The following is a 24,382-nucleotide window of genomic DNA, read 5'->3' on the forward strand; positions in this document are numbered from 1 at the left end:
ATAGCGGCCACTATTTTTTCAGATCCAGGGGATAGGTAGCAACTTGGGTTAAAAATAGGTTTCCGCCACCTGGTGCCGGCCGACCCCGGAAGCCTCCAGGTATACCCTCCAGCGGGCATCCCAATCGGTGTAAAGCCCCTCCAGGTGCAGCGAGCCCGGATAACCCTCCGTGTAAACCGCCCGTACCCGGTGAAGGCCTCGGGGAGGCGCTGCCACATAGCGGTAAGCCCGTGGGGGCAGGGCGTGGGTACCGCGAGGTAAGTAAAACTGGTCCAGGGTATATGCGTACCCATCCGGCTCCACCACCACCAGGCTCACCCAGCCAGGGGAGGCTAAGGTGAGAAAAAACCGCACCTCCTCCCCCACGAAATAGGTAGCCCCCACCCCCCGGTCCGGCTCAAAGCGCAGGATGGCCGGGGTGAAGTCCAAGCGGTAGGAAAGGGTGAGGCCCTCCAGGGTCACCGCACACCCCGAAAGGAGGCCCGCCAACACCAGGGCCAAAAGGCGCATGCCACCTCCTCCCTTTAGCCTACGCCTTCCCCTTCGTCCTCGCCTTCAGGAAACCTTAAGGAAGCCTGGGCCACGGGGGCGAAGCGCCGCCTATGGATGGGGGAAGGCCCCAAGGCGAGAAGCGCCCTTTGGTGCTCCTCCGTGCCGTAGCCCTTGTGCCGGGCGAAGCCGTAGCCGGGGTAAAGCCGGTCCAGCTCCTCCATGAGGGCGTCCCGGTGCACCTTGGCCAGGATGCTGGCCGCCGCCACGGAGGGGCTTTTCTGGTCCGCCTTGGGGGGGGCAAGGAGGGGAAGGGAGGTGGCGAGGGGGAGGTAGTCCGTGACCAGGGCCTCGGGGGGTAGGGAAAGCGCCTTAAGCGCCCGCTCCGCCGCCAAAAGGGTGGCCTTTAGGACCCCAAGCCGGTCCACCTCCCCCACCTCCGCCACCCCCAAGGCCCAGGCCAAGGCCACCCGCCGCACCTCCTCCGCCAGGCGGGCCCGGGCCCTTGGGGTGAGGAGCTTGGAGTCGCGGAAAGGGTAACGCCCAGGGAGCAGGATCACCGCCCCCACCACGATGGGCCCCGCCCACGCCCCCCGGCCCACCTCATCCAGACCAGCCACCCGCAAACCCTTTCGCCAAAAGAAGGCTTCTATAGGCTCCACGGCTACCCCTCGGAGAGGCTACCCCAAGAGCCGCGCAGGGAAAAGGGCCGCCGCCCGGGGTCTTGCCTTAGGAACGTGCACCGAGTATAAGATTGTAATATGCCAAAGAAACTGGGCTTGCTGGCGCTCTTGGGATGGGCCCTGGCGCAAAGCTTCACCGTCACCACCCCTTTGGGCAAGGCCCACGGGCGGGTAGAGGGCGGGGCCATCGCCTTTTACGGGCTACCCTACGCCGAGGCTGAGCGGTTTAGGGCTCCCAAGCCCATCCAAGCCTGGCCTAAAGGCGTGGGTCAGGAGGAGGTGGCCTGTCCTCAGACCCCAGGGATCACGGAATGGTTTGGCGGGCCCATCCCGCCCCAACGGGAGGACTGCCTGGTGGTCAACATCTACCTTCCCCTGGAACTCCCCCCGCCCGAGGGGTTTCCCATCATGGTCTACCTCCACGGGGGTGCCTTCACCTCGGGAGCGGGGGCCGAGCCCATCTACCGGGGACACCGCCTGGCCCAGGAAGGGGTTATAGTGGTGGCCCCCAACTACCGCCTGGGACCCTTGGGCTTTTTAGCCCTTCCCGCCCTGGCGGAGGAAGACCCCAGGGCCGTGGGCAACTTTGGGCTTTTGGACGTCCTCGAGGCCCTGCGCTTCGTTCAGCGCTACGCCCGCCACTTCGGGGGTAATCCGCAAAACATCACCCTTTTCGGGGAGTCCGCCGGGGGGATGATGGTCTGCACCCTCCTCGCCACCCCCGAAGCCCAAGGGCTTTTCCACCGGGCTATCGTCCAGTCGGGCGGCTGCAACTACGTAAGGACCCTGGAGGAGGACTTCCCCTTGGGCGAGGCTTGGGCCAAAGCCTGGGGGTGCGATCCCAAGGACCTCGCCTGCTTGCGAAGCCTTCCCCTGGAACGCCTCCTCCCCCGGGAGGCCACCCTCGAGGCCATGGGCCGCTTCCTCTCCCGGCCCTCCGTCTTCCGCACTGGGCCCTTCAAGCCCCACCTCTCCCCCCTCCTGCCCCAAGACCCCAGGGAAGCCCTCCGCCAAGGAAGGGCCCGGGGCATTCCCCTGATCGCCGGGGCTAACGCGGAGGAGGTTACCTTTCCCGCCTTGCAGGGGCTCCTGGGCCCTCGGGACTGGGAGGAGATCAAGCGGAGGCTTGGGGAATCAGGGCTTGCCCCGGAGCAAGCGGAGGCCCTCCTCGCCCTCTACCGGAAACGCCACCCAAGCCCCCAAACCGCCTGGGGAGAGCTCCAGACCGACCTCACCCTCCTCTGCCCTTCCCTGCAGGCGGCCCGCCTGCAAAGCCCCCACGCCCCTACCTACGCCTATCTCTTCACTTTCCGGCCGGATGGGCTTGAGGGGCTTGGAAGCTTCCACGGCCTGGAGCTTGCGCCCCTTTTCGGCAACCTGCACGTACCCCCCTTCCTCCCCCTCTTCCTAGGGGCGGAGGCCTGGGAAAAGGCGGAATGGCTGGGGAAGCGGATGCGCCGCTACTGGACGAGCTTTGCCCGGGAAGGGGAGCCCGGGGGTTGGCCCCGTTGGCCCCTTTACCGGGAGGGCTATCTCTTGAAGCTGGACACTCCCGTGGGGCTCCTTCCCGACTTTTATGAGGAAAGGTGCGGCCCCCTCGAGGCCCTTGGTCTACTATAGGGGCATGAAGGCCCGCGCCACCTGCCCCCTGGACTGCCCGGACGCCTGCAGCCTCCTCCTTACCCTGGAGGGAGGCCGCCTGGTGCGGGTGGAGGGGGACCCCCGCCACCCCATCACCCAGGGCTTTGCCTGCGCCAAGACCTACCGCTACCCGGAAAGGGTGAAGGAAAGGCTTCTTTACCCCATGCGCCGGGTGGGCCGCAAAGGGGAGGGCCGCTTCGCCCGCATTACCTGGGAAGAGGCCCTGGACGAAATCGCAGAAAGGCTCAAGGCCGTCCTGGACGCCCACGGGGGCGAGGCCATCCTGCCCTACCACTACGCCGGCACCATGGGGCTTGTGGAAAACCAGCACCCCCTGGCCTTCTTCCGGGCCATCGGGGCCTCGGAGCTCTTGGAAACCATCTGCGCCACGGCGGGAAGCGCCGCCTGGGAGATGACCTACGGCCCCCGCCTCGCCCCCGACCCCGAGGAGATCCCCGAAAACGCCCGCTACATCCTCCTCTGGGGCATCAATAGCCTTTCCACCAACAGCCACCTCACCCCCTTCCTCAAGGAGGCCAAGGCCCGGGGGGCCAAGGTGGTGCACATTGACCCCTACGCCAACCCCACCTCCCGCTTCGCCCACGAGCACTTAAAGATCCGCCCGGGGACGGACGCCGCCCTGGCCTACGCCCTGGCCCACGTCCTCTTCCGGGAGGGCCTGGTGGACTGGGCCTACCTGGAGGAGGCGGCCACGGGGGTGGAGGCGTTCCGGGAAGCGGCGGAGGCCTGGCCCCCAAGCCGGGCGAGCGCCCTCACCGGCATCCCCGAGGAGGCCATCCTTCGCCTGGCCCGGGAGCTGGGCGAGGCCAAGCGGGTCTTCCTGCGGGTGGGCTACGGCATGACCCGCCACCCGGGGGGCGGGAACGCCCTTAGGGCGGTGATCCTTCTCCCCGCCCTCCTCGGGGCCTGGCGCTACCCGGGGTGCGGGGCCATGCTCTCCACGAGCGGGGCCTTTTTCCTCAACCGGCGCTACCTCGGGGGGCGGCACCTCCTCACGGAGCACCTTCCCCACGAGGGCTACTTCCGCCCCAACCCCAGGGCCCGGGCCATCAACATGAACGAGCTCGGCACCGCCCTCACCGAGCTCCACCCGCCCATCCGGATCCTCTTCGTCTTCAACAGCAACCCCCTGGTGGTGGCCCCGAACACGGGGAAGGTCAAGGAGGGCCTTGGGCGGGAGGACCTCTTCACCGTGGTCCTGGAGCAGGTGATGACGGAAACCGCCCATTACGCCGACCTCCTCCTCCCCGCCACCTTTTTCCACGAGCACCCGGACCTCTACACGAGCTACGGCCACTACTACCTCTCTTGGAACGAGCCCTTGGCCGAGCCTGAGGGGGAGGCGAGGCCCAACACCTGGGTCTTCCGGGAACTGGCCAAGCGGCTCGGCCTAAAAGAGCCCACCCTCCACTGGGGGGCCGAGGAGGTGGCCCGAAGCCTCCTCGCCACGGACCACCCCTTCCTGGAGGGCATCACCCTGGAGAGGCTCAAAGAGGAGGGCTTCGTGAAGCTCAACCTTCCCAAGCCCTTCCTCCCCTTCGCCAAGGGCCCCGTGCGCTTTAGCCCCCCTCCTTTGGTCCTCCCCACGGAGCCCCTCCCCGAATACCCCTTGATCCTCCTCACCCCGCCCGCCCACCGCTTCCTCAACACCACCTACGGGAACGTGGAGGCCCTGGTGGCGGCGGAAGGAGGGGAGCCTAGGCTCCTCATCCACCCCTTGGACGCCGAGGCCCGGGGGATACAGGACGGGATGCTGGTGCACATCCACTCCCCTTGGGGCCGCATCACCCGGAAGGCCCGGGTGAGCGAGGCCCCCAGGCCCGGGGTGGTGGTCCTCGAGGGCACCTGGTGGGAGAAGTGGGCCCCCGACGGCAAGGGGGTGAACCACCTCACCTCGGAAAGGCTCACGGACCTGGGGGGTGGGAGCACCTTCCACAGCACCCCCGTGGAGGTGGAGCCCCTGCGCCTCGCCGGATTTGCGCCTGGGCCACAATCCTGCTAGATTGGGAAGGTGCGCGCGGGGGTGCCCAAGAAGCGCTCCGTGGCCCTGGCCGCCTGGGGGGAGGAGGGGCTTCTTATGGTCCTGCGGCCTCCGGAGGACCCCGAGTTCGGGGGGGCCTGGGGGCTTCCCGCCGTGAGCCTGGAAGGGGAAGAAACCCTGGAGGAGGCCGCCTTTCGCGTGGCCCGGGAGAAGCTCGGCACCGCCCTCGCCGAGGCCAGCCCCCTCGCCTTCGGCGTGGAGGAAAGGCCCCGCTACACCCTGGAGCTATGGGTCTTTGAGGGGAGGCTCCTCGCCCCCCCGAGGCTTCCCGAGCCCAAGCCCGGCAAGACCTACTACGCCGCCTTCCGCTATGGACGCCCCGAGGACCTTAAAGATGCGGCCCGGCGGGGCTCCTTGTGCAGCCGGCTTTACCTGGCAGTGAAAGGCCTTTGCCCATGACGGAAACCCTGGTCCTGGTCAACCTTTTCCACGAGCTCGCCCTCAAGGGGCAGAACCGCCCCCTTTTTCTGAAGAGGGCCAAGGCCCACGTGCGGGAGGCCCTAAAGGGGCTTGGGGCCACCTTGGAGGCGGACTGGGCCATGGCCCTCCTCTTCCGCCTGGAGGCCACGGCCTGGCCCGAGGCCCAGTCCCGGCTCCAGGACACCCTGGGGGTGGAAAGCTTCGCCCGGGTCCTGCGCACGCCCCCGGACCTCGAGGCCCTCGAGGCCGCCTTGGAAGGGGTCTTGGCGGAAGCGCGTTTTGCCAGCTTCCGCATCACCGCCAAGCGCTCGGACAAGGCCTTCCCCCTCACCTCCCCCGAGATAGAAAGGCGCCTTGGGGCCTTCGTGAAGGAGAGGACGGGGGCCCAGGTAAGGCTCAAGGGGGCGGAAAGGGAGTTCGTGGTGCGCATCCTCCCCGGGGCGGCCCTCCTGGAGGTGGCCCGCTACCCGGGGCCTGGGGGGCTTCCCCCGGGGGTTTCCGGGAAGGTGGTGGCCCTCCTTTCGGGGGGCATAGACTCCCCCGTGGCCGCCTACCGCCTCATGCGCCGAGGGGCGGAGGTGGTCCTCGTCCACTTCCACCCCTTCCCCCTCCTCTCCGGGGCAAGCCGGGAGAAGGCCATGGCCCTGGCCGAGCGCCTCGCCCGCTTCCAGCACCGTATCCGCCTCCACCTCGTCCCCTTTAGCGAGGTGCAGCGGCACATCATCGTGGAGGCCCCCACCCCCTACCGGGTGGTCCTCTACCGCCGCTACATGCTCCGCATCGCCGAGGCCATTGCCAAGGAGGAGGGGGCCTTGGCCCTTTGCACGGGGGACAGCCTGGGCCAGGTGGCCTCGCAGACCCTGAAGAACCTCTATGCGGTGAACCAGGCAGCCACCCTCCCCGTCTTCCGCCCCCTCATCGGCTCCGATAAGCAGGAGATCATGGCCGAGGCCAAGCGCATCGGCACCTACCCCATCTCCATCCTCCCCGACGAGGAGTGCTGCACCCTCTTCGCCCCCAAGCACCCCGTGACCCGGGCGAAGCTGGAGGTGGTCTTGGAGGCGGAAAAGCGCCTACCCACGGAGGAGCTCATCGCCCTGGCCCTCAAGGAAAGGGAGGTGGTCGCCTACGCCTGGCCGGGGCGGAAGCCCCTGGGAGGGCAAGGGGAGAAGGCTTTTATAATGGAGCATGGACCTCCTCGAGGCTAAAGCCCTTCTGGAGCAGGGTAAAACCACCCCCTTGGCCCTTTTGGAAGAGGCCCTGGAAAGGGCCAGGGCCTTCGCCGACCGGAACACCTTGGCCTATCTGGACGAGGAGGCCGCCCGCAAGGAGGCGGAGGCCCTCACGGAAGAGCTTCGTCGGGGGCGGCCTCGAGGCCCCCTCCACGGCCTCCCCCTCACGGTGAAAGACCTCTTCCCCGTGAAGGGCATGCCCACCCGAGCCGGGACCCAAGCCCCCCTCCCGCCCCTTCCCGAAGAGGCCCAGGCGGTGCGGCGGCTAAGAGAGGCGGGGGCCCTCCTCTTCGCCAAGACCAACATGCACGAGATCGCCCTGGGCATCACGGGGGAAAACCCCTGGACGGGCCCCGTGCGCAACGCCATAGACCCCACCCGCCAGGCCGGGGGGTCTAGCGGCGGGAGCGCCGTGGCCGTGGCCTTAGGCATCGGCCTCGCCTCCTTGGGCACAGACACCGGGGGTTCCATCCGCATCCCCGCCGCCTTCAACGGGGTGGTGGGCTTCAAGCCCTCCTACGGCCGCATCTCCTTGGAAGGGGCCTTGCCCCTCTCCCGCTCCACGGACCACGCCGGGCCCCTGGCCAAAACGGTGCGGGACGCCCACTTCCTCACGGAGATCCTGGCGGGGGAGAGCATCCCCCTCGAGGCCCCCCAGAACCCCACCTTCGGCGTCCCCCTGGACTTCCTGGAGGGGAGGCTAGGCCAGGGGGTAAGGAGGGCCTTCCTGCGCCTTCTGGAGGACCTCCCCACCCTGCGGGCGGAGGTCAAGGAGGTCTCCTTGCCCCTTAGGGGGGTCTACGAGGTCTACACCCGCCTGGTGCGCTACGAGGCCGCCCGCATCCACGAGAAGGCCCTAAAGGAAAACCCCGAGGGCTTCTCCCCCCAGGTTCGGGAAGCCCTCCTCCAAGGGCTTGCCCTCACGGAAAAGGACTACCGGGACGCCGTGGCCGAGCGGGAGTCCTTGCGCCTCGAGCTCATGAAGGCCCTGAGGGGCGTGGACGCCCTCCTCCTCCCCGCCCAACCCCTCCCCGCCCCCCCCTTGGGCACGGAGGAGGTGGAGCTGGAGTCGGGCCGCAAGGGCCACCGGGAGGCCTTCATCACCCTCACCCTGCCCTTTAGCCTCCTCGGGGTGCCCACCCTGGCCCTCCCCTTCGCCCGGGTGGAGGGGATGCCCGTGGGCCTCCAGGTGGTGGGCCCCTACGCCGAGGACGGCAGGGTGCTCGCCATCGGGGGCTGGCTGGAGGAACGCCTAAAGTAGAGCGTAAAGGAGGGCGAGGCTTAAGAGGGTGAGGGGCAGGCCCAGGCGCAGGTGCTCGCCGAAGCCCACCCGCACCCCCTCCTTCCCCGCCCCCTCGGCCACGATGAGGTTGGCCACGCTGGCGAGGAGGGTGAGGTTGCCCGCCAGGGTGCTCCCCCCGGCGAGGAGGAGCCAGTCCTTGGGGTCCTGCACCAAGGGGGCGAGGAGGAGGACGGCGGGCACGTTGGAGATGAGGAGGGAAAGGACCACGGCGGCCAGGAGGAGGCCCAAGGGGGTGGCGGCCAAGGGGAGGAGGGCCTCGGCGAGGCCCAGGCGCTTCACCCCTTCCGTGAGGACGAAAAGCCCGCCGAAGAGCACGAGGAGCTCCCAGTCCACCCGGTGGAAGAAGCGCTCGGAGCGGAGCCTCCGGGTAAAGAGGAGAAGCCCCGCCGCCACCAGGGCCCCCTGGGCCATGGGGTAGCCGAGGAGGAAGGCCAAGAGGAGGCCTAAGGCCACGGCAAGGCCTTTCCTTAGGAGGCCCGGGTGCAGGCGGTAGCGCAAAGGGGGAAGGGGCGGGAGGGGCCTAAGGGAGCGCACCTCCGGGTAGAGGAGGGCGAGGAGGAGGACCTGAAGGAGAAGCCCGAGAAGGGCGGGAAGCCAAAGGGATCGGACAAAGTCCAGGTAGCCCAGGCCCGAAAGGCTCGCCACCAGGATGTTCTGGGGGTTGCCCGTGGGGGTCATGAGGCTTCCCGTGTTCACCGCCCCCATGAGGGCGAGGAGGTAGGGCACGGGGTTTAGGCCAAGCCCCTGGGCCACGCGCGCCACCAAGGGGGTGAGGAGGAGGGCCATGGTGTCGTTGAGGAAGAGGGCGGAAAGCCCCCCGGCCCCCAGGGTGAGGAGGGCGAGGAGGGCGAAGGGGGTCCGGGCGAAGCGCAAAAGCGCCTCCGCCGCCAGGCCGAAGAAGCCGGCGTAGGAGAGCTGGGCGTTGAGGACCATGACGCCGAAGAGGAAGACGAGGGTTTCCGCGTCCAGGGCGTGCCAGGCCTCCTCCAGGTCCAAGACCCCCAAAAGGACCAACACGCTCGCCCCCACCAGGGCCACCCCCGCCCGGTTCATGCGGAAGCCGGGAAGCCCCCCCAGGGCAAGGCCCAGGTAGGCCAGGAGGAGGACGAGGGCGCTAAGGGCCTCCATAGAGGCGGGCCTCGAGGCGGGCCTTCACCTTTGGCCACTCCTCCCGCAGGATGCTATAGATGACGTCGTCGCGGAAGGTCCCGTCGGGAAGCCTGCGGTTTCGCCGCAACACCCCTTCCCGCACCGCCCCCAAGGACTCCAGGGCCCTCTGGCTCCGCTCGTTTTGCAGGTTCACCTTGAACTGGACCCGCTCCGCCTGGAGCACCTCAAAGGCGTGGCGGAGGAGGAGGTACTTGGCCTCCTTGTTGGCGGGGCTTCCCCAGAAGGGCTTGAAGATCATGGTGCCGAGCTCCAGCTTGCGGTTCTCCGGCTCCGGGGCAATGACGGAGATGCGCCCCGCCAGGGCCTCCCCCAGGTAGACCGCCCAGTTCACCCGGCCGGGCTCGGAAAGGAGGGCCTCCAGGTGGGCCCTTAGGGCCTCCTCCGTGGGGCCTAAGGGAATGCGGCTTAGGAAGCGGTAGACCTCGGGGTCGTACTGGGCGAGGAAGCCGGGAAGGTGGGCGAGGCTTAGGGGCTCGAGGCGCACGTACCGCCCGGCCAGGCGCTCGGGGAAAGTCCACATGGACCCATTATGCTGGGGAAGGTGGAGACCCTAAAAGCGGTCCTCGCCCTCCTCCACCTCCCCCACCGGGGAAGCGCCACGGAAGGAGAGGCCGAGGCCTTCCGCCGCCTGAAAGAGTTTTTGCAGGCGCGGGGGGTGGCGGTGGAGGTCCTACCCTTCCTGGGGGTACGAAGCTACGGCCCCGAGCTCATCGGCATCAGCCTCCTCCTCGCCCTAAGCCCCCTTTCCTTCCTCTTCCCCCTCCTCGGGGCCCTGGCCTTCTTCCTCTACTTCCAGGGGCATAGGCCCTGGGGCTTCCTCCTGGACCGCCACCCCTCGCAAAACCTCCTGGCCTGGAAGGGGGAAGGGGAAAGGGCGCTCGTCCTCATGGCCCACGTGGACACCGCCAAGACCTTTTTCCTCTACCACCCCAAGCGGGTAAGGGGCTTCCGGCAAAACTTCCTCGCAAACGCCCTCCTCGCCTTCCTAAGCCCCTTTTTGGCCTTCACCCCCTTGAAGTGGCCCCTGGGCCTTTACTTCCTCCTTCAAGCAGCCCTCCTCCTCCACCGGGAGGCCGGGGCGCCCTACGTGGAAGGGGGGAACGACAACGCCAGCGGGGTGGCGGTGGCCACGGCCCTTTTCCTGGAAACCAAGCCCCCCAAAGGCTGGCGCCTCGGCCTCGCCCTCACGGGGTGCGAGGAGGTGGGGGCGCTGGGGGCCAAGGCCCTCGCCCGCCACCTGCCCCCAGGGGCCCTCGTCCTCAACCTGGACAACGTGGGCCGGGGGGAGCTTTTCTATGCTGAGGGGGAAGGGATGCTCCGCTACACCCCTTACCGCGGGCCCCTTTTGGAGGCTGCCCGCAGGACCCCTGGGGCCAGGCCCCTCCGTTACCGCCTGGCCTACTTTGACGCCCTGCCCCTGGCGCAAAGGGGCTTTCCCACCCTCACCCTTATCCGCTTGGAAGGGGGCGTTCCCCCTAACTGGCACTGGCCCACGGACACCTTCGCCCGGCTGGACGAGGAAGCGCTGGCCCAAACCCTGTACTACGCCAAAACCCTTTTGGCAAAGGTCCTCGCGTAAACTGAGGGCAAATGTTCCGCGTGGGCATCCTCACGGTATCCGACAAGGGCTTCCGCGGCGAGCGGGAGGACACCACCCACCTGGCCCTGCGGGAAGCCCTGAAGGGGGGGCCCTACGAGGTGGTGGCCTACGAGGTGGTGCCCGACGAGCCTCCCATGATCAAGAAGGTCCTCCGGCTTTGGGCCGACCGGGAAGGGATGGACCTCATCCTCACCAACGGGGGCACGGGCTTGAGCCCCCGGGACCGCACCCCCGAGGCCACCCGGGAGGTCTTGGAGCGGGAGGTCCCGGGGCTTCCCGAGCTCATGCGCCTCAAAGGCCTGGAGAAAACCCCCATGGCCGCCCTCTCCCGGGGGGTAGCGGGGGTGCGGGGGCGGACCCTCATCCTGAACCTCCCGGGAAGCCCCAAGGGGGCGCGGGAGTCCCTGGAGGCGGTGCTTCCCGTGTTGCCCCACGCCCTGAGCCTGGTCACGGGCAAGGTCTGGCGGGAGGGACACCATGAGTAGGGTGCCGGAGCCCTCCGTCTTCCTGGTGGTGGACGAGGCCAAGCGGAGGGCCCGGGAAAGGGGGGTGGAGCTCATAGACCTCTCCATCGGCTCCACGGACCTCCTTCCCCCGGAGGCCCCCCTAAAGGCCCTCCAGGAAGCCCTCTTGGACCCCAGAACCTACGGCTACTGCCTAAAGAGCTGCACCCTGCCCTTCCTCGAGGCCGCCACCACCTGGTACCAAGGACGCTACGGGGTCGCCCTAGACCCCAGGCGGGAGGCCCTGGCCCTCATCGGGAGCCAAGAGGGCCTCGCCCACCTCCTCCTCGCCCTCACGGAGCCGGGCGACCTCCTCCTCCTCCCCGAGGTGGCCTACCCGAGCTACTTCGGCGCCGCCCGGGTGGCCTCCCTGCGGACCCACCTCATCCCCCTAGGGCCAGGGGGCCTCGCCGAGCTAAAGCGGGTGCCGGAACCCGTCCTAAAGGAGGCCAAGGTCCTCCTCCTCAACTACCCCAACAACCCCACGGGGGCGGTGGCGGACTGGGGGTACTTTGAGAAAGCCCTGGCCCTGGCCAAGCGGTACGGGCTTTGGTTCCTCCACGACAACCCCTACGTGGACCAGGTCTACGAGGGGGAGGCCCCTTCCCCCCTGGCCCTCCCCGGGGCCAAGGAGCGGGTGGTGGAGCTCTTCTCCCTCTCCAAGAGCTACAACCTGGCGGGCTTCCGCCTGGGCTTCGCCCTGGGAAACGCGGAAGCCATAGAGCGGCTAGAGCGGGTGAAAGGGGTCATAGACTTCAACCAGTACGCCGGCATCCTGCGCCTGGGCATAGCGGCCCTCCAAACCCCGAGGGAGGCCACCCGGGGCTACGCCCAGGTCTACCGGGAAAGGGCCCTGGGGATGGCAAGGGCCCTGGAGGGGGCCCTGGAGCTCCTGCCCCCCCGGGCCACCATGTACCTTTGGGGCAAGCTACCTGAGGGGGTGGACGACCTGGACTTCGCCCTCCGCCTCGTGGAAAGGGGGGTGGCCCTGGCCCCGGGCCGGGGCTTTGGGCCTGGGGGAAGGGGCTTCCTGCGCATCGCCCTGGTGCGCCCTCTAGAAGACCTCCTCCGGGCAGCCCGGACCATCCGGGAAGCCCTCTAGCCTACTGCCAGCGCTCCTCGGGGAGAAGCCCCAAAAGGCGCCGCTTCACCTCCCCCACCAGGTAGAGGCTTCCCGCCACCACCGCGCGGGGCTCCAGGGCAAGCGCCCGTTCCAGGGCCCTTAAGGGGTCCTCCTCCACCTCCGCCCCGGGGAAAAGGGGAAGGAGGGCCCTGGGGTCCTCGCACCGGGGGGAGGCGTAGCGGGTGAGGACCACGGGGCCGAGGCCGAGGAGGGCCTCCGCCATGGGGGCGTGCGCCTTGCCCTTGGTGAAGGCGAGGACGAAGGCAGCGGGGAGAAGCCCGTGGAAGCGGAGGGCCTCCCGCAGGGCCAAGGCGCCCTCGGGGTTGTGGGCCCCGTCCAGGAGGAGCTCCTTTCCCCCCAGGCTAAGCCTTTCCAGACGGCCCGGGTTCTCCGTGCGGGCAAGGCCCCTCTCCACGGCCTCCCACCCCGCCCCCAAAAGCCTTCCCCCCACCGCCGCCAAGGCCAGGTTCTCCGCCTGGTGGGGGCCGAGGAGGGAGGCTTGGAAGCGCCGCCTCTCCCCTTTCAGGGCCAGGGTGAAGGCGAGGCCCATCGGGGTGGGGGCCACCTCCTCCACGTGGAAGTCCTCCCCCAGGACCCAAAGGGGGGTGCCGAGGGCTTGGGCCCTGGCCCTTAGCTCCTCCAAGCCCTCCCCCCGGGCGGCGGTGAGGGCGGGGACCCCTTGGCGGAAGATCCCCGCCTTCTCCCGGGCCACGTCCCTTAAGGTGGGCCCCAGGACCTCCAGGTGGTCGTGGCCGATGTTGGTGACGATGGAAAGAATGGGCTCGGCGGCGTTGGTGGCGTCCAGACGCCCCCCAAGGCCCACCTCCAGGACCGCCAACTCCACCCCCTCCTGGGCGAAGTAGCGGAGGGCCAGGGCGGTGGTGGCCTCAAAGAAGCTCGCCCCCACCGCCTCGGCGTGGGGGCGGACCTCCTCCAAGAGGGCGTGGAGGCGGGCTTCGGAAATGGGCTTCCCCATGAGGGCGATGCGCTCCCGGAAGTCCACCAGGTGGGGGCTCGTGTAAAGCCCCACCCTAAGCCCCGCCTCCTCCAGGATGGCGGCCAGGGCCCGGGCTACGGTGCCCTTCCCGTTCGTCCCCCCCACCAGGGCCACGGGGTAGGCCTCCTGGGGGTCGCCCAAGCGGGCAAGAAGGGCCCGGATGCGCTCCAGGCCCAGGGTCACCACCCCCTGGCGGGCGTAGAGCCAGGCCAAAGGGTCCATCTAGCCCCTGGGGGCCGCCTTGCAGGTGGGGCAAAGCCCCCTGAAGGTCACCTCGGCCGCCCGCACCTCCACCCCGGGGTGGGCCTCTCGGGCCAGGCCCACCAGATCGGGAAGCGCCACCTCCAGGTCCACGATGGCCCCGCAGGCCTCGCAGACCAGGTGCAGGTGGGGGTGGAGGTTGGCGTCGTACCGGGTGGCCTCCCCCGCCTTGGTGATGGGGACGAGATACCCCTCCGCCACCAGGGCCTCGAGGGTGCGGTAGACGGTGCCCAGGCTCACCTTGGGCACCACCTTGCGCACCTCCTGGTAGATCCAGGCGGCGTCCGGGTGGTGGTGGGCCTGCCGCACCACCTCCAGGATGGCCTTGCGCTGGCGGGTCAGACGCTTCAGCGCCATCAGCCCCACTATACCCTAAACTCCCCTAAACCGCTCGGGTTTGGGCGAGGATCTCCCGCCCCCCCTGCTCCAGGACGTCCTGGGCCAGCTCCAGGCCAAGCTCCTCCGCCTCGGAGGCGTCCCCCTCAATCTCCGCCCGGATGAAGCTCTTGCCGTCGGGGGAGAAGAGCCCCCCTTCCAACACCAAGGTGCCGTCCTCCGCCACCTGGGCCAAGGCCCCCACGGGGGCCAGGCAACCCGCCCCAAGCCCCTTGAGGAAGGCCCTCTCCGCCCGCACCCGGTCGTGGGAAGGGTGGTGGTGGAGGGCGTAGCAGAGCTCCTCCGCCAGGTCATCCCCCTGCCGCACCTCCAGGGCCAAGGCCCCTTGGCCCGGGGCGGGGAGCATCACCTCGGGCTCCAAAAACTGGTCAATGCGGTTCCTTAGGTCCAGGCGCAAAAGCCCCGCCGCCGCCAGGATGATGCCGTCGTACTCCCCGTTACCCAAAGCAGCCAAGCGGGTGTCCACGTTCCCCCTGAGCTCCTTGACCACCAAATCCGGCCGGTGGGCGAGAAGCTGCGCCTTGCGGCGCACGGAGCTCGTGCCCACCACCGCCCCTTGGGGCAGGTCCTCGAGGCGCTTGTACGCCCTCCCCAAGAAGACGTCCCTGGGGTCCTGCCGCCGGGGAATGGCGGCGATCTTGAGCCCCGGGGGCTCTTCCGTGGGCAGGTCCTTGAGGGAGTGCACGGCGATGTCAATCTCCCGGGCAAGGAGGGCCTCCTGGAGCTCCTTGACGAAGATGGCCTGCTCCTTGGGGTCCGCCCCCTGGTCCCCCCGGGTCTTCACCGTCTTCACCTTAAACTCCGCCTCAGGCCAGCTCTCCTTGAGGCGCTCCACCACCCACCGGGTCTGGGCCAGGGCGAGGGCGCTGCCCCGGGTTCCCACCACGATGACGCGCATACTTTCCCATACTACACGAGGACCCTCATTCCAGGGCGAGGCCCAAGGGGTCTTCCAGTAGCCCCGCCAAATGGCGGCAGAACCGGGCGGCCTCCGCCCCGTCAATGAGGCGGTGGTCGTAGGTAAGGCTAAAGGGCATGACGAGCCTCGGCACGAAGGCCTCCCGTTCCCCATCCCAGACGGGCTTCATCTGGGAGCGGGAAACCCCGAGGATGGCCACCTCGGGCCAGTTGACGATGGGGGTGAAGCCCACCCCGCCAATCCCCCCCAGGTTGGAGAGGCTAAAGGTACCCCCTTGCATCTCCTCGGGGGTGAGCTTCCGCTCCCTGGCCCTTTCGGAAACCTCCTGAAGCTCCGCCGCCAGGCGCAAGACCCCCTTCTGGTCCACGTTGCGGATCACCGGGACCAGGAGGCCGTGGGGCGTGTCCACGGCCACGCCGATGTGGACGTAGTCCTTGTAGATGACCTCGGCCTTTTCCGCATCTATGGAGGCGTTGAACTTGGGGAAAGCCTTGAGGGTCAGGGCCAAGGCCTTGAGGAGGAAGGCGGTGAGGGTGAGGCGGAAACCCCTTTCCTCCGCCTTCTTGGCGTAGCGCTTGCGCAGGGCCTCCAGCTCGGTGATGTCCGCCTCGTCAAAGTGGGTGACCATGGGCACCTGGGCCCAGGCCTGGGCCATGGCCCTTAGGGTGGCCTTGCGCACCCCGCTCATGGGCTCGGTGCGCACCGGACCCCACTTGGCGAAGTCGGGGAGCCTGGGGGCCGGAAGGCCCATCTTCGGAGCTTCCTCGGGCGCTTCCCCAAGCCCCGCCGCCCGGCGCACGTCCTCCTCCGTGATGCGCCCGGCAAGGCCCGTGCCCCGCACCCCCAGGAGGTCCACCCCGAGCTCCCGGGCAAGCCGCCTTACGGAAGGGGCGGCGGGGATGAGGCGGCGCTCCTGCGGCTCGGGCCTGGGCGCCCCGGGGGAAGGGGCCTTAGGGGCTTGGGGCCCTAGCTTGGGGGGAGCGGGCGCCTCCACGGGTTCCTTGGGGGGCGCCTCCGCCGCGGCCTCCTCGGCCAACTCCAAGAAGGGCTGGCCCGGACGCACCTCGTCCCCCACCTTGACCAAAACCCGCCTTACCACCCCGCCCGCCTCCGCGGGCACCTCCATCACCGCCTTGTCCGTTTCCAGCTCCAAGACCGGCTGGCCGGGGGCTACCCGGTCGCCCTCCTTGACCAGGACCCCCACCACCGTGGCCGCGCTCACGTTATCGCCCAGTTCGGGAAGCTTGAGTTCCATGCCTGGCCTCCTAGCGCCTGTGGGGCGGCACTTCCTCTAGCTTAAGGCCTAGCTCCGCCTGCGCTCTTTCCAAGACCTCGGCCCCCACCTTTCCCTCCTCCTGGAGGAGGGCCAAGGCGGCGTAGGCGATGTGCCGGGCGTCCACCTCAAAGAAGTCCCGGAGGGCCTCCCGGGTGTCCGAGCGGCCAAAGCCGTCGGTCCCCAGGGCGCAGAAGGGGCGGTCCACGTAGTCCCGCACCAGGTTGGGCAGGGCCTTCAGGTAGTCCGTGGCCGCCACCACCGGGCCCTCGTGCCCCTCGAGGACCTCCTTCACGTAGGGCTTCCGCGCCTTGCCGAGAAGCCGCCTTTCCCTTTCCGCCTCTATGGCGTCGTAGTAAAGGGCCTTGTAGCTGGTGGCGCTCCAGACGTCCGCCACCACGCCGTACTGGGCGAGGAGCTCCTGGGCCCGGATGGCCTCGGGCAGGATGGGCCCTGCGCCCCATAGCTGCACCCTGGGCCCCTTCCCCTCCCCTTCCCGGAAAAGGTAAAGGCCCTTGAGGATGCCCTCCTTCACCCGCTCCCGGGGCTCGGGCATGGGGGGGTGGACGTAGTTCTCGTTCTCTATGGTGATGTAGTAGAAGACGTCCTCCCCCTTCCCGTACATGCGCTTCAGGCCGTCCTCGAGGATCACGGCGAACTCGTAGGCGAAGGCGGGGTCATAGGCCAGGAGGTTGGGGGCGGCCAGGGCGTAGATGTGGCTTTGGCCGTCCTGGTGTTGCAGGCCCTCCCCGAGAAGCGTGGTGCGCCCGGCGGTGGCCCCGAGGAGGAAGCCCCGCGTGCGCTGGTCGGCGGCGGCCCAAACCAGGTCCCCGATGCGTTGCAGGCCGAACATGGAGTAGGTGATGAGGAAGGGGATGGTGGGGATGCCCCAGTGGGCGTAGGCGGTGCCGGCGGCGATGAAGTCCGCCATGGCCCCGGCCTCGGTAATCCCCTCCTCCAGGATCTGGCCCTCCTTGCTCTCCTTGTAGGCCGTGAGGGTACCGGCGTCCACGGGGATGTAAAGCTGCCCCTGGGGGGAGTAGACGCCCACCTGGGCGATCAGGGCCTCCATGCCAAAGGTGCGGGCCTCGTCGGGGACGATGGGCACGATGAGCTTGCCGATGGTGGGGTGGCGGAGGAGCTTGGCCAGGATGCGCACGAAGGCCATGGTGGTGGAGATCTCCCGCCCCCCCGAGCCCTCGTAGAACTCCCGGAAGAAGTCCTCCCCCGGCACCTCGAGGCCCCCCTTAAAGCGCACCCGCCTTTCGGGAAGGAAGCCGCCCAGGGCCTTCCGCCTCTCCTTCAGGTAGCGCACCTCGGGGGAGTCCTCCCCGGGGTGGTAGTAGGGGAGGTCCTTAAGCTTCTCCTCGGGAATGGGGATGCCGAGGAAAGCCCTGGCCTCTCTAAGGTCCTCCTCCGTGAGCTTCTTCACCTGGTGGGCCACGTTCTTGGCCATGGCCGTGGGCCCCATGCCGTAGCCCTTGATGGTGCGGGCCAGGATGACCACGGGGCTCCCCTTGTGCTCCACCGCCATCTTGTAGGCGGCGTAGATCTTCTTCAGATCGTGCCCGCCGCGGCTACGGGTGAGCTCGGTGAGCTCCTCGTCCGTCATCCCCTCAATGAGCCGCTTAAGCTCGGGGGTGTTGAAGAAACGCTCCCGGAGCTCCTTGCCACCAAAGGCGGCGTAGCGCTGGCTTTCCCCGTCCACCAAGGCCTCAAAGCGGCGGAGGAGGTGGCCCTCCTTGTCCTTGGCGATGAGCTCGTCCCAGGCGGAGCCCCAGACGATCTTGATCACCCGCCAACCCGCCCCCCGGTAAAGCCTTTCCAGCTCCTGGATGATCTTGGAGTTGCCCCGCACGGGCCCGTCCAGGCGCTGGAGGTTGCAGTTCACCACGAAGACCAGGTTGTCCAGGTTCTCCCGGGCCGCCAGGTGCAGGGCCCCCACGGTCTCGGGCTCGTCGTGCTCCCCATCCCCCAGGAAGGCCCAGACCTTGGCGGAGCTTTTGGGCTTTAGGCCCCGGTCTTCTAGGTAGCGCATGAAGCGGGCCTGGTAGATGGCCTGGATGGGCCCTAGACCCATGGAAACCGTGGGGAATTCCCAGAAGTCCGGCATGAGCCAGGGGTGGGGGTAGCTGGAAAGCCCCCGTCCCCCGGGCACAGGGGGGTGGACCTCCCGCCGGAAGTTCTCCAGGTCGGCCTCGCTAAGCCGCCCCTCCAAGAAGGCCCGGGCGTAAACCCCGGGGGAGGCGTGCCCCTGGAAGAAGACCAGGTCCCGGTCCAGCCCCGCCTCCGGCCCCCGGAAGAAGTGGTTGAAGCCCACCTCTAAGAGCTCGGCGAGGGAGGCGTAGGTGGAGATGTGCCCCCCGATGCCGTCCGCCTTCTGGTTGGCCCGCACGACCATCATGGCGGCGTTCCAGCGGAGGATGTTGGCGATGCGCCTTTCCAACTCCAGATCCCCCGGGTAAGGGGGCTCCTTCTCCTTGGGGATGGTGTTGAGGTAGGGGGTGGAAAGGCGGTTTTGCGGGAAGTACCCCTGGAGGTAAAGGTACTCGTCCAAGAGGCGGAAAAGCTCCTCCACCCGCTCAAACCCCTCCACCCGGAGGACGTACTCCAAGGACTCCACCCACTCCCGGTTCTCCACCTCCAGGAAGCGGGCCCGCTCCTCCGGGGATAGGGCCATCCAGGCTTCCTTTAGCGCGCGTTCCGTCATGCTTCCCCCCTTTGGCGGCAAACTACACTACACCGACTCATCCCCCAGTCTGGGGCAAAGGGGACCGCTTGTCCAATAGGAAGGCACAGGGCAAGGTGATAAACTTTTCTTATCATGAACCTGCGCCGCCTCAGGCTATTCCTCTTGTTGGCGGAAGAGGGGAACTTCCACAAGGCGGCGGAGCGGGCCTACCTCTCCCAGCCCGCCCTTTCCCAGCAGATCCAGGCCCTGGAAAGGGAGCTCGGGGTGCGGCTCCTGGAAAGGAGGCCCTTCCGCCTCACCCCAGCCGGAGAGGTGCTCAAGGAGGAAGGAAGCCGCCTTCTCCAGTCGGTGGAGGCGCTAAAGGAAAGGGTACGCCGGGCAGGCTGGCAGACCCTCCGCTTCGGGGTGCCGGAAAACCTCCTTCCCGACCTCATGCCCCTTCTAGACCACCTGCGCCGGGGGCTCGGCCAGGCGGTGGAGGTCCTGGAGATGCACACCCCCGAGCAGGTGAAGGCCCTGAAGGAGGGAAGGCTGGACTACGGCCTGGCTGGGCTCCGGGTGGAGGACCCAGCCATCGGGGAGGAGCCCCTCTTGAAGGTGCCCATCGTGGTCCTCCTCCCGGAAAGCCATCCCTTGGCGGAAAGGGAACGGGTGCCCCTGGCCGCCTTGAAGGAGGAGCCCTTCCTGCTCCTTCCTAAAGAGGTTTTGCCCCCCCTGCACGAAGCCTTCATGGAGGTGTTCCGCCGGGCGGGGTTTACCCCCAGGGTGGCCCGGGAGGTGGCCCGCTTCCCCCAGGCGGTGAGCCTGGTGGCGGCTGGGGTAGGGGTCTACCTCACCCTGGCCCCTTACCGCGTCTTCCCCCACCCGGGGACGGTGCTCAAACCCCTGGCGGAGGAGGCGGCTTTGCAGGTTTCCCTCATCTACCGCAAAAACCCTCCCCCACCCCGCCTCGAGGAGGTGCGGGAACTCCTCAAAGCCCTGGTCCTTTAGGCCTGGAGGCCAGGGGGTTCGCCTTCCCCCCAGCTCAGCTCCACCAGGCCGATGAGCTCCTCCACGGGGACGCCGTAGTCCCGGGAAAGGCGGGTGATCTCGTGCCCAAGCCGTCTGAGGTGGGCCAACTGCGCTGGGCTCGCCTCGTGGGCTAGGTCCAGAAGCCAAGAGAGGAGGGTCTCCGCCTCCTCGTCCGTGAGGCCATCGGTCAGGGCCTCGTCCTCCAAGAGCAGGTGGGCTGGGTCTTCCCTCATCGCCTCTTTAGCGTCTCCTCCTGACGCACCAAGCCGAGCCTGCGGGCCAGGGCCTCGAGGTGGGCGGGGTCCTGGGCTGCGGCAACCTGGGCCCTGAGCTCGGCCACCCGGGCCTCGGCCCGGGCGATGGCCTCCTCTAGCCTAGCCCTTTCCCCCGCCAAGCGGTAGGCCCGCACCCCCTCCTGCCCCAAAAGAAAAAGGGCATGGGCCACCCCCAGGGCGAAGACCAGGTGCAGGATGCGGTAAACGGGCCGCTCCAAGGTGGCCCCATTATACCCCGGAGAGGCCCTTGCGGTGTGGACAAGGCTTCTCCAAAAATAAAAGGAGAATCTTGGCAAAAGTCCCTCCAGAAGACGCCCTCGGTGGCGAAAAACAGATATTGTACTTGTTTAACAGGGCTCAAGTGTTGCATTTGCACATGGCCTGTGTATACTGGAATTGAAAGGAAGGAGGAGCCATGCCAAGGACCAAGGAAAAGGAAAACTACCGGGCGCGGCTAAAGGCGGTGGGGCTGCGGCACACCTTGCCCCGGGAGCGCATCCTGAGCTTCCTGGACCGCAAGAACGTACACCCCACCCCGGAGGAGCTCTACCAGGGCCTGAAGAAGCGGGGCTACGATATCGGCCTTTCCACCGTCTACCTAAACCTCCATGTCCTGCGGGAACACGGCCTCATCTACGAGTTCAAGGACCCTAAGGGCTACACCCGGTACGACGGCTACAACGAGCCCCACGCGCACCTGGTCTGCACCTCCTGCGGCAAGGTGGAGGACCTCCTCCTGAAGAACCTGCCCGAGCTGGACCTCGAGCCCGCCCTCAAAGCGGCCGCCGAGCGCACGGGCTGGGCCCTGGAGGGCTTCCGCTTGGAGTTCAGGGGCAAGTGCCCGAACTGCCAGGGCTAAGGGAGGCGGATGGAGGGCCCGGGGAGTCCCCCGGGCCCTTTCTTACTGGGCCAGGGTTTCCGCCAGGCGCAGGATGGTCCGCACCCCGAAGCCCGTCCCCCCTTCCGGCCCCAGGGCGTGGGCCTTCTTGGCGAAGGCGGGCCCGGCGATGTCCAGGTGGACCAAGGGCACCTTCACGAACTCCGCCAGGAAGAGGGCGGCGGTGATGGCCCCGCCGTTTCGGTCTCCCACGTTTTTCAGATCGGCCACGGGGCTTTTGAGCTTCTCCCGGTAGGCCTTCTCCAAGGGCATGGGCCAGACCTTCTCCCCGGCCTCCTCCGCCGCCTTCCGCACCTTCTCCCCAAACTCCCCCTCCGTGGCGAAAAGGGCCGCCACCTCCTCCCCCAAGGCCACCACCGCCGCCCCCGTGAGGGTGGAAAGCTCCAGGATGCGCTCGGCCCCCTGCCGCTCCGCATAGGCGAGGGCGTCCGCCAGGGTGAGGCGGCCTTCGGCGTCGGTGTTCATCACCTCCACGGTCTTGCCGGAAAGGGTCTTGAGCACGTCCCCCACCCGATAGGCCCGTCCCGAGACCAGGTTCTCGCAGGCGGCCACGTAGCCCCATAGCTCCAGGGGAAGGCCGAGGAGGGCCGCAGCCTTAAAGGCCCCGAGCACCGCCGCCGCCCCCGCCATGTCCGACTTCATGGTGGCCATACTCTCCGTGGGCTTTAGCGAGTAGCCCCCGGAGTCAAAGGTGAGGCCCTTACCCACCAGGTCCAGCCTCCCCTTAGCCCCTTCCGGGCGGTAGCGGAGGTGGATGAAGCGGGGCGGGTTCTCCGAGCCTTGGGCCACCGCCAGGAAAGCCCCCATGCCCAGCTCCCGGATGGCCCCTTCGTCCAGGACCTCCACCTCTACCCCGAGCGCTTTCAGGGAAAGGGCCGCCTCCGCTAAGGCCTCGGGGGTGAGGAGGTTTGGGGGCTCGTTCACCAGGTCGCGGGCGAAGTAGACCCCCTCCGCCACCTTCCTCGCCCGCTCCAGCGCCTGGGGCTCGGCGCCGGAAAGCTCCAGGGCCAAGGGCTTTTCCGCCTTCTCCGTCTTGTGGCGGGTGTAGCGGTAGGCCCCGAGGTAGAGCCCTTCCGCCAAGGGGTAGGCCTCCGCCACCTCCTCCACGAGGACCCGGGGGAAGGAGTACCGCCCGAGGGCCTGGGCAAGCCGGCCCCCAGCCGCCCGGAGGTCTTCGCCCAGGGCGAAAAGGAGGACATGCCCTTCCGGCGTGGCGAGGAGGAGGTGGTCCCCCGCCTCCTTTAGCCCCGCCCCCTCCCAGGCCCGGCGCAAAAGCCCGCCCAAACGGGCGTCCAGGGCCTCCCCCTGGGGGAGGAGGGCTCCTTTTTGCACGAAGACCACCTTCAAAGGGGCTTCCGCTTCCAGAAAGCTTGCCTGGCTAGCGCTTAGGGTGATCACGCCTAGGGTTATACCACGCCCGCCCGTGGCAGAATGGGAAGGATGCGCTTCTTGCTTTTGGCCAAACAGGCGGCCTTGGGAGGGGCTGCGGCCCTCGAGGGCGTGATGATGAAGGCCCCGTGGGCCTGGGCCCTGGCGGTGCGGCTCCCAAATGGCGAGATCCACGTGGAGCGCCACGAGGAGCGAGCCCTCACCGAACGCTACCCCTTTGCCCGCCTCCCCCTCATCCGGGGAGTGGTGGCCCTCTTTGACGCCCTTTCCGTGAGCTACCGCGCCCTGGCCCGGAGCGCCGAGCTCGCCGGGGAGGAGGAGATGCCCAAGGGGGCGCTTTGGGGCACCGTGGCCTTTAGCCTCCTTTTGGGCATCGCCCTCTTCATCGTCCTGCCCGGCTTCCTCTCCGGGCTCTTGGTGGACCCCGCCCGCCACCCGGTGCTTTACAACCTCCTGGCGGGGCTCCTCAAGGTGGGGATCCTCCTCGGCTACCTCCGCTTCATCGGCCGCATGCCGGAGATCCAGCGCTTCTTCATGTACCACGGGGCGGAGCACAAGGCCATTCACGCCTACGAGAAGGGCCTTCCCCTCACGGTGGAAAACGTCCTGGCCCAGCCCCGCTTCCACCCCCGGTGCGGCACCACCTTCCTGGCCTTCGTCATCGTGGTTTCCGTTTTGGTCTATAGCCTCATCCCCGCCCCCGAGGTGCTCTGGTGGCGGCTTTTGGCCCGGGTCCTCTTCCTCCCCGTGGTGGCGGCCTTGGCCTTTGAGCTCCTCTACTTCTCCGCCCGGCATGAGGACCCCCTTTCCCGCCTCCTTAGGGAGCTCGGCTTCCGCTTCCAGGCCCTCACCGTGGCCGAGCCCACCCCGGAGATGGTGGAGGTGGCCATCCGGAGCACGGAGGCGGCCCTGGGGGAGAAGGTGGTGGCATGAAGCGGGTGCTCGTGGCCATGTCCGGGGGGGTGGACTCCTCCGTGGCGGCCCTCCTCCTCAAGGAGGCGGGCTACGAGGTGGTGGGGGCCATGATGCGCTTCTGGCCCGACCTGCCCCCCGTGCGCCTGGAGGGCGGGAAGCCCCGGGCCTGGGAGAGCTGCTGCACCCCGGACGCCGCCTACGAGGCCAGGCGGGTGGCGGAGCTTCTCGGCATTCCCTTCTACCTCCTGGACTACCGCGAGGTCTTTGAGGAGGAGATCATCGGGCCCTTCCTGGAGGACTACGCCCAGGGGCGCACCCCCAACCCCTGCGCCCGCTGCAACACCCACGTGAAGTTCGGGGCCCTCCTCAAGCAGGCGAAAAGGCTCGGCCTGGACTACGTGGCCACGGGGCACTACGTGCGCAGGGAAGGGGAGGCCCTCCTCCGGGGCCTGGACCCGAGGAAGGACCAGACCTACTTCCTCTGGGGCACCCCCAAGGAGGCCATCCCCCACCTCCTCTTCCCCGTGGGGCACCTCACCAAGCCGGAGGTGCGGGCCCTGGCGGAAAGGGCGGGCCTCCCCACCGCCCGAAAGCCCGAAAGCCAGAACCTCTGCTTCGTGGCCGGGGACCTGAGGGAGTTCCTGCAGACCAGGCTCCAGGTCCGCCCGGGCCCCGTGGTGGACGCCCTCACGGGGGAGGTGGTGGGGGAACACCAGGGGGCAAGCCTCTACACCCTGGGGCAACGGAAGGGGCTTGGGCTCTTCAAGCCCCACCTGGAGCGGTACGTGGTGGGGCTGGACCCGGGGCGGAACGTGGTCTACGTGGGGCCCAAGGAGGCTACCCTTTGGCAGGGTCTGGAGGGGGAAGGCCTCAACCTCCTGGCCGAGCTTCCGGAGGAGGTGGAGGTGCAGGTGCGCTACCGCACCCCCCCCGTGCGGGCCAAGGTGGAGTCCCTAAACCCCTTGCGCCTCCGGTTCCAAGAGCCCGTCTTCGCCGTCACCCCCGGGCAGAGCGCCGTCTTCTACCAGGGGGAAAGGCTTTTGGGCGGGGCGGTGATCCGGCGGGGGCTTTACAACCTGGCGGGGCTTAGCCTCGAGGCCCCCATGGCCCTGACCGTCCCCTGACAAGGG

24 protein-coding genes are annotated in these 24,382 nt (G+C 68.3%); 12 read left to right on the forward strand and 12 right to left on the reverse strand.

Features of this window, described 5'->3' with window-relative positions; translation table 11 throughout:
* Positions 1-48 precede the first annotated feature (48 nt).
* Together L0C60_RS09980 and L0C60_RS09985 are read right to left on the reverse strand one after the other, a co-directional pair.
* Positions 49-510: a DUF4384 domain-containing protein gene (locus tag L0C60_RS09980; RefSeq protein ID WP_243092717.1), complete on the reverse strand. Its 462-nt coding sequence runs from the start codon at positions 508-510 to the stop codon at positions 49-51.
* Positions 511-524: 14 nt separating this feature from the next.
* A complete protein-coding gene (locus L0C60_RS09985; RefSeq protein WP_234506667.1) occupies positions 525-1,151 on the reverse strand; it encodes a ribonuclease HII in 627 nt (208 codons plus the stop codon).
* A 99-nt stretch (positions 1,152-1,250) separates the two neighbouring features.
* On the opposite strand from L0C60_RS09985, the gene L0C60_RS09990 reads away from it, so the two are divergent.
* From L0C60_RS09990 to L0C60_RS10010, 5 genes are read left to right on the forward strand one after another with little or no spacing between them, the layout of a single operon-like run.
* A complete protein-coding gene (locus L0C60_RS09990) occupies positions 1,251-2,792 on the forward strand; it encodes a polyhydroxybutyrate depolymerase (protein ID WP_234506670.1) in 1,542 nt (513 codons plus the stop codon).
* Between the two features lie 4 nt (positions 2,793-2,796).
* Positions 2,797-4,836 (forward strand): molybdopterin oxidoreductase family protein, encoded by a 2,040-nt coding sequence (locus L0C60_RS09995; protein ID WP_234506675.1) that lies wholly within the window; start codon positions 2,797-2,799, stop codon positions 4,834-4,836.
* 21 nt (positions 4,837-4,857) lie between these two features.
* Positions 4,858-5,274 carry an NUDIX hydrolase gene (locus L0C60_RS10000; protein WP_326491131.1) on the forward strand — a complete coding sequence of 139 codons (417 nt, stop codon included), beginning with the start codon at positions 4,858-4,860 and terminating at the stop codon, positions 5,272-5,274.
* A complete protein-coding gene (gene thiI / locus L0C60_RS10005; protein WP_234506681.1) occupies positions 5,271-6,503 on the forward strand; it encodes a tRNA uracil 4-sulfurtransferase ThiI in 1,233 nt (410 codons plus the stop codon). The genes L0C60_RS10000 and thiI overlap by 4 nt, the downstream gene beginning before the upstream one ends.
* Positions 6,484-7,788 carry an amidase gene (locus L0C60_RS10010; RefSeq protein WP_234506684.1) on the forward strand — a complete coding sequence of 435 codons (1,305 nt, stop codon included), beginning with the start codon at positions 6,484-6,486 and terminating at the stop codon, positions 7,786-7,788. The genes thiI and L0C60_RS10010 overlap by 20 nt, the downstream gene beginning before the upstream one ends.
* Here L0C60_RS10010 and L0C60_RS10015 read toward each other — a convergent pair.
* Positions 7,780-8,958: an SLC13 family permease gene (locus tag L0C60_RS10015; RefSeq protein WP_234506688.1), complete on the reverse strand. Its 1,179-nt coding sequence runs from the start codon at positions 8,956-8,958 to the stop codon at positions 7,780-7,782. The genes L0C60_RS10010 and L0C60_RS10015 overlap by 9 nt on opposite strands.
* Complete coding sequence (locus L0C60_RS10020; protein ID WP_234506691.1) at positions 8,945-9,520, reverse strand: GNAT family N-acetyltransferase; 576 nt, start codon at positions 9,518-9,520, stop codon at positions 8,945-8,947. The genes L0C60_RS10015 and L0C60_RS10020 overlap by 14 nt, the downstream gene beginning before the upstream one ends.
* Before the next feature lie 9 nt (positions 9,521-9,529).
* On the opposite strand from L0C60_RS10020, the gene L0C60_RS10025 reads away from it, so the two are divergent.
* The 3 genes from L0C60_RS10025 to L0C60_RS10035 are packed head-to-tail and all read left to right on the forward strand — an operon-like array spanning position 9,530 to position 12,205.
* On the forward strand, positions 9,530-10,579 hold the full coding sequence (locus L0C60_RS10025) for a M28 family metallopeptidase (RefSeq protein ID WP_267962686.1): 1,050 nt from the start codon (positions 9,530-9,532) through the stop codon (positions 10,577-10,579).
* 11 nt (positions 10,580-10,590) lie between these two features.
* Positions 10,591-11,085, forward strand: coding sequence for a MogA/MoaB family molybdenum cofactor biosynthesis protein (locus L0C60_RS10030; protein WP_234506698.1), 495 nt, complete (start codon positions 10,591-10,593; stop codon positions 11,083-11,085).
* The gene (locus L0C60_RS10035; protein ID WP_234506702.1) at positions 11,078-12,205 is read left to right on the forward strand and encodes an aminotransferase class I/II-fold pyridoxal phosphate-dependent enzyme; all 1,128 of its coding nucleotides are present in this window, start codon (positions 11,078-11,080) and stop codon (positions 12,203-12,205) included. Before L0C60_RS10030 ends, L0C60_RS10035 begins: the two co-directional genes overlap by 8 nt.
* A 1-nt stretch (position 12,206) precedes the next feature.
* Here L0C60_RS10035 and L0C60_RS10040 read toward each other — a convergent pair whose 3' ends face one another.
* Genes L0C60_RS10040 through aceE form a run of 5 tightly spaced genes read right to left on the reverse strand, consistent with a single transcriptional unit; the run spans position 12,207 to position 18,782 of the window.
* The gene (locus L0C60_RS10040; RefSeq protein ID WP_234506704.1) at positions 12,207-13,445 is read right to left on the reverse strand and encodes a bifunctional folylpolyglutamate synthase/dihydrofolate synthase; all 1,239 of its coding nucleotides are present in this window, start codon (positions 13,443-13,445) and stop codon (positions 12,207-12,209) included.
* Positions 13,446-13,841, reverse strand: a complete 396-nt coding sequence (gene perR / locus L0C60_RS10045) for a manganese-dependent transcriptional regulator PerR (RefSeq protein ID WP_234506707.1) — start codon at positions 13,839-13,841, stop codon at positions 13,446-13,448. It abuts the gene before it with no gap.
* 25 nt (positions 13,842-13,866) lie between these two features.
* The gene (gene hemC / locus L0C60_RS10050) at positions 13,867-14,778 is read right to left on the reverse strand and encodes a hydroxymethylbilane synthase (RefSeq protein WP_234506710.1); all 912 of its coding nucleotides are present in this window, start codon (positions 14,776-14,778) and stop codon (positions 13,867-13,869) included.
* Positions 14,779-14,803: 25 nt separating this feature from the next.
* Entirely contained in the window at positions 14,804-16,054 is a 1,251-nt protein-coding gene (locus tag L0C60_RS10055) for a 2-oxo acid dehydrogenase subunit E2 (protein ID WP_234506713.1), read from the reverse strand.
* 10 nt (positions 16,055-16,064) lie between these two features.
* Complete coding sequence (gene aceE, locus L0C60_RS10060) at positions 16,065-18,782, reverse strand: pyruvate dehydrogenase (acetyl-transferring), homodimeric type (RefSeq protein ID WP_418952988.1); 2,718 nt, start codon at positions 18,780-18,782, stop codon at positions 16,065-16,067.
* 114 nt (positions 18,783-18,896) lie between these two features.
* Between aceE and L0C60_RS10065 the strand changes: the two genes are divergently transcribed.
* Positions 18,897-19,754, forward strand: coding sequence for a LysR family transcriptional regulator (locus L0C60_RS10065; protein ID WP_234506718.1), 858 nt, complete (start codon positions 18,897-18,899; stop codon positions 19,752-19,754).
* Here L0C60_RS10065 and L0C60_RS10070 read toward each other — a convergent pair.
* Positions 19,751-20,008, reverse strand: a complete 258-nt coding sequence (locus tag L0C60_RS10070) for a hypothetical protein (RefSeq protein WP_234506721.1) — start codon at positions 20,006-20,008, stop codon at positions 19,751-19,753. The two genes, L0C60_RS10065 and L0C60_RS10070, sit on opposite strands and share 4 nt — an antisense overlap.
* Positions 20,005-20,268 carry a septum formation initiator family protein gene (locus L0C60_RS10075; RefSeq protein WP_234506723.1) on the reverse strand — a complete coding sequence of 88 codons (264 nt, stop codon included), beginning with the start codon at positions 20,266-20,268 and terminating at the stop codon, positions 20,005-20,007. The genes L0C60_RS10070 and L0C60_RS10075 overlap by 4 nt, the downstream gene beginning before the upstream one ends.
* 197 nt (positions 20,269-20,465) lie before the next feature.
* On the opposite strand from L0C60_RS10075, the gene L0C60_RS10080 reads away from it, so the two are divergent.
* Positions 20,466-20,909 carry a Fur family transcriptional regulator gene (locus L0C60_RS10080; RefSeq protein ID WP_039454967.1) on the forward strand — a complete coding sequence of 148 codons (444 nt, stop codon included), beginning with the start codon at positions 20,466-20,468 and terminating at the stop codon, positions 20,907-20,909.
* Between the two features lie 42 nt (positions 20,910-20,951).
* Here the strand turns inward: L0C60_RS10080 and L0C60_RS10085 are convergent, their stop codons facing one another.
* Positions 20,952-22,346, reverse strand: a complete 1,395-nt coding sequence (locus L0C60_RS10085; protein ID WP_234506726.1) for a leucyl aminopeptidase — start codon at positions 22,344-22,346, stop codon at positions 20,952-20,954.
* A 42-nt stretch (positions 22,347-22,388) separates the two neighbouring features.
* Between L0C60_RS10085 and L0C60_RS10090 the strand changes: the two genes are divergently transcribed.
* Both L0C60_RS10090 and mnmA read left to right on the forward strand, forming a co-directional pair.
* The gene (locus L0C60_RS10090) at positions 22,389-23,270 is read left to right on the forward strand and encodes a DUF1385 domain-containing protein (RefSeq protein WP_234506729.1); all 882 of its coding nucleotides are present in this window, start codon (positions 22,389-22,391) and stop codon (positions 23,268-23,270) included.
* Positions 23,267-24,376 carry a tRNA 2-thiouridine(34) synthase MnmA gene (mnmA, locus tag L0C60_RS10095; protein ID WP_234506732.1) on the forward strand — a complete coding sequence of 370 codons (1,110 nt, stop codon included), beginning with the start codon at positions 23,267-23,269 and terminating at the stop codon, positions 24,374-24,376. The genes L0C60_RS10090 and mnmA overlap by 4 nt, the downstream gene beginning before the upstream one ends.
* Positions 24,377-24,382: the final 6 nt, after the last annotated feature.

This window comes from Thermus hydrothermalis (assembly GCF_022760925.1).
GTDB lineage: Bacteria > Deinococcota > Deinococci > Deinococcales > Thermaceae > Thermus > Thermus hydrothermalis.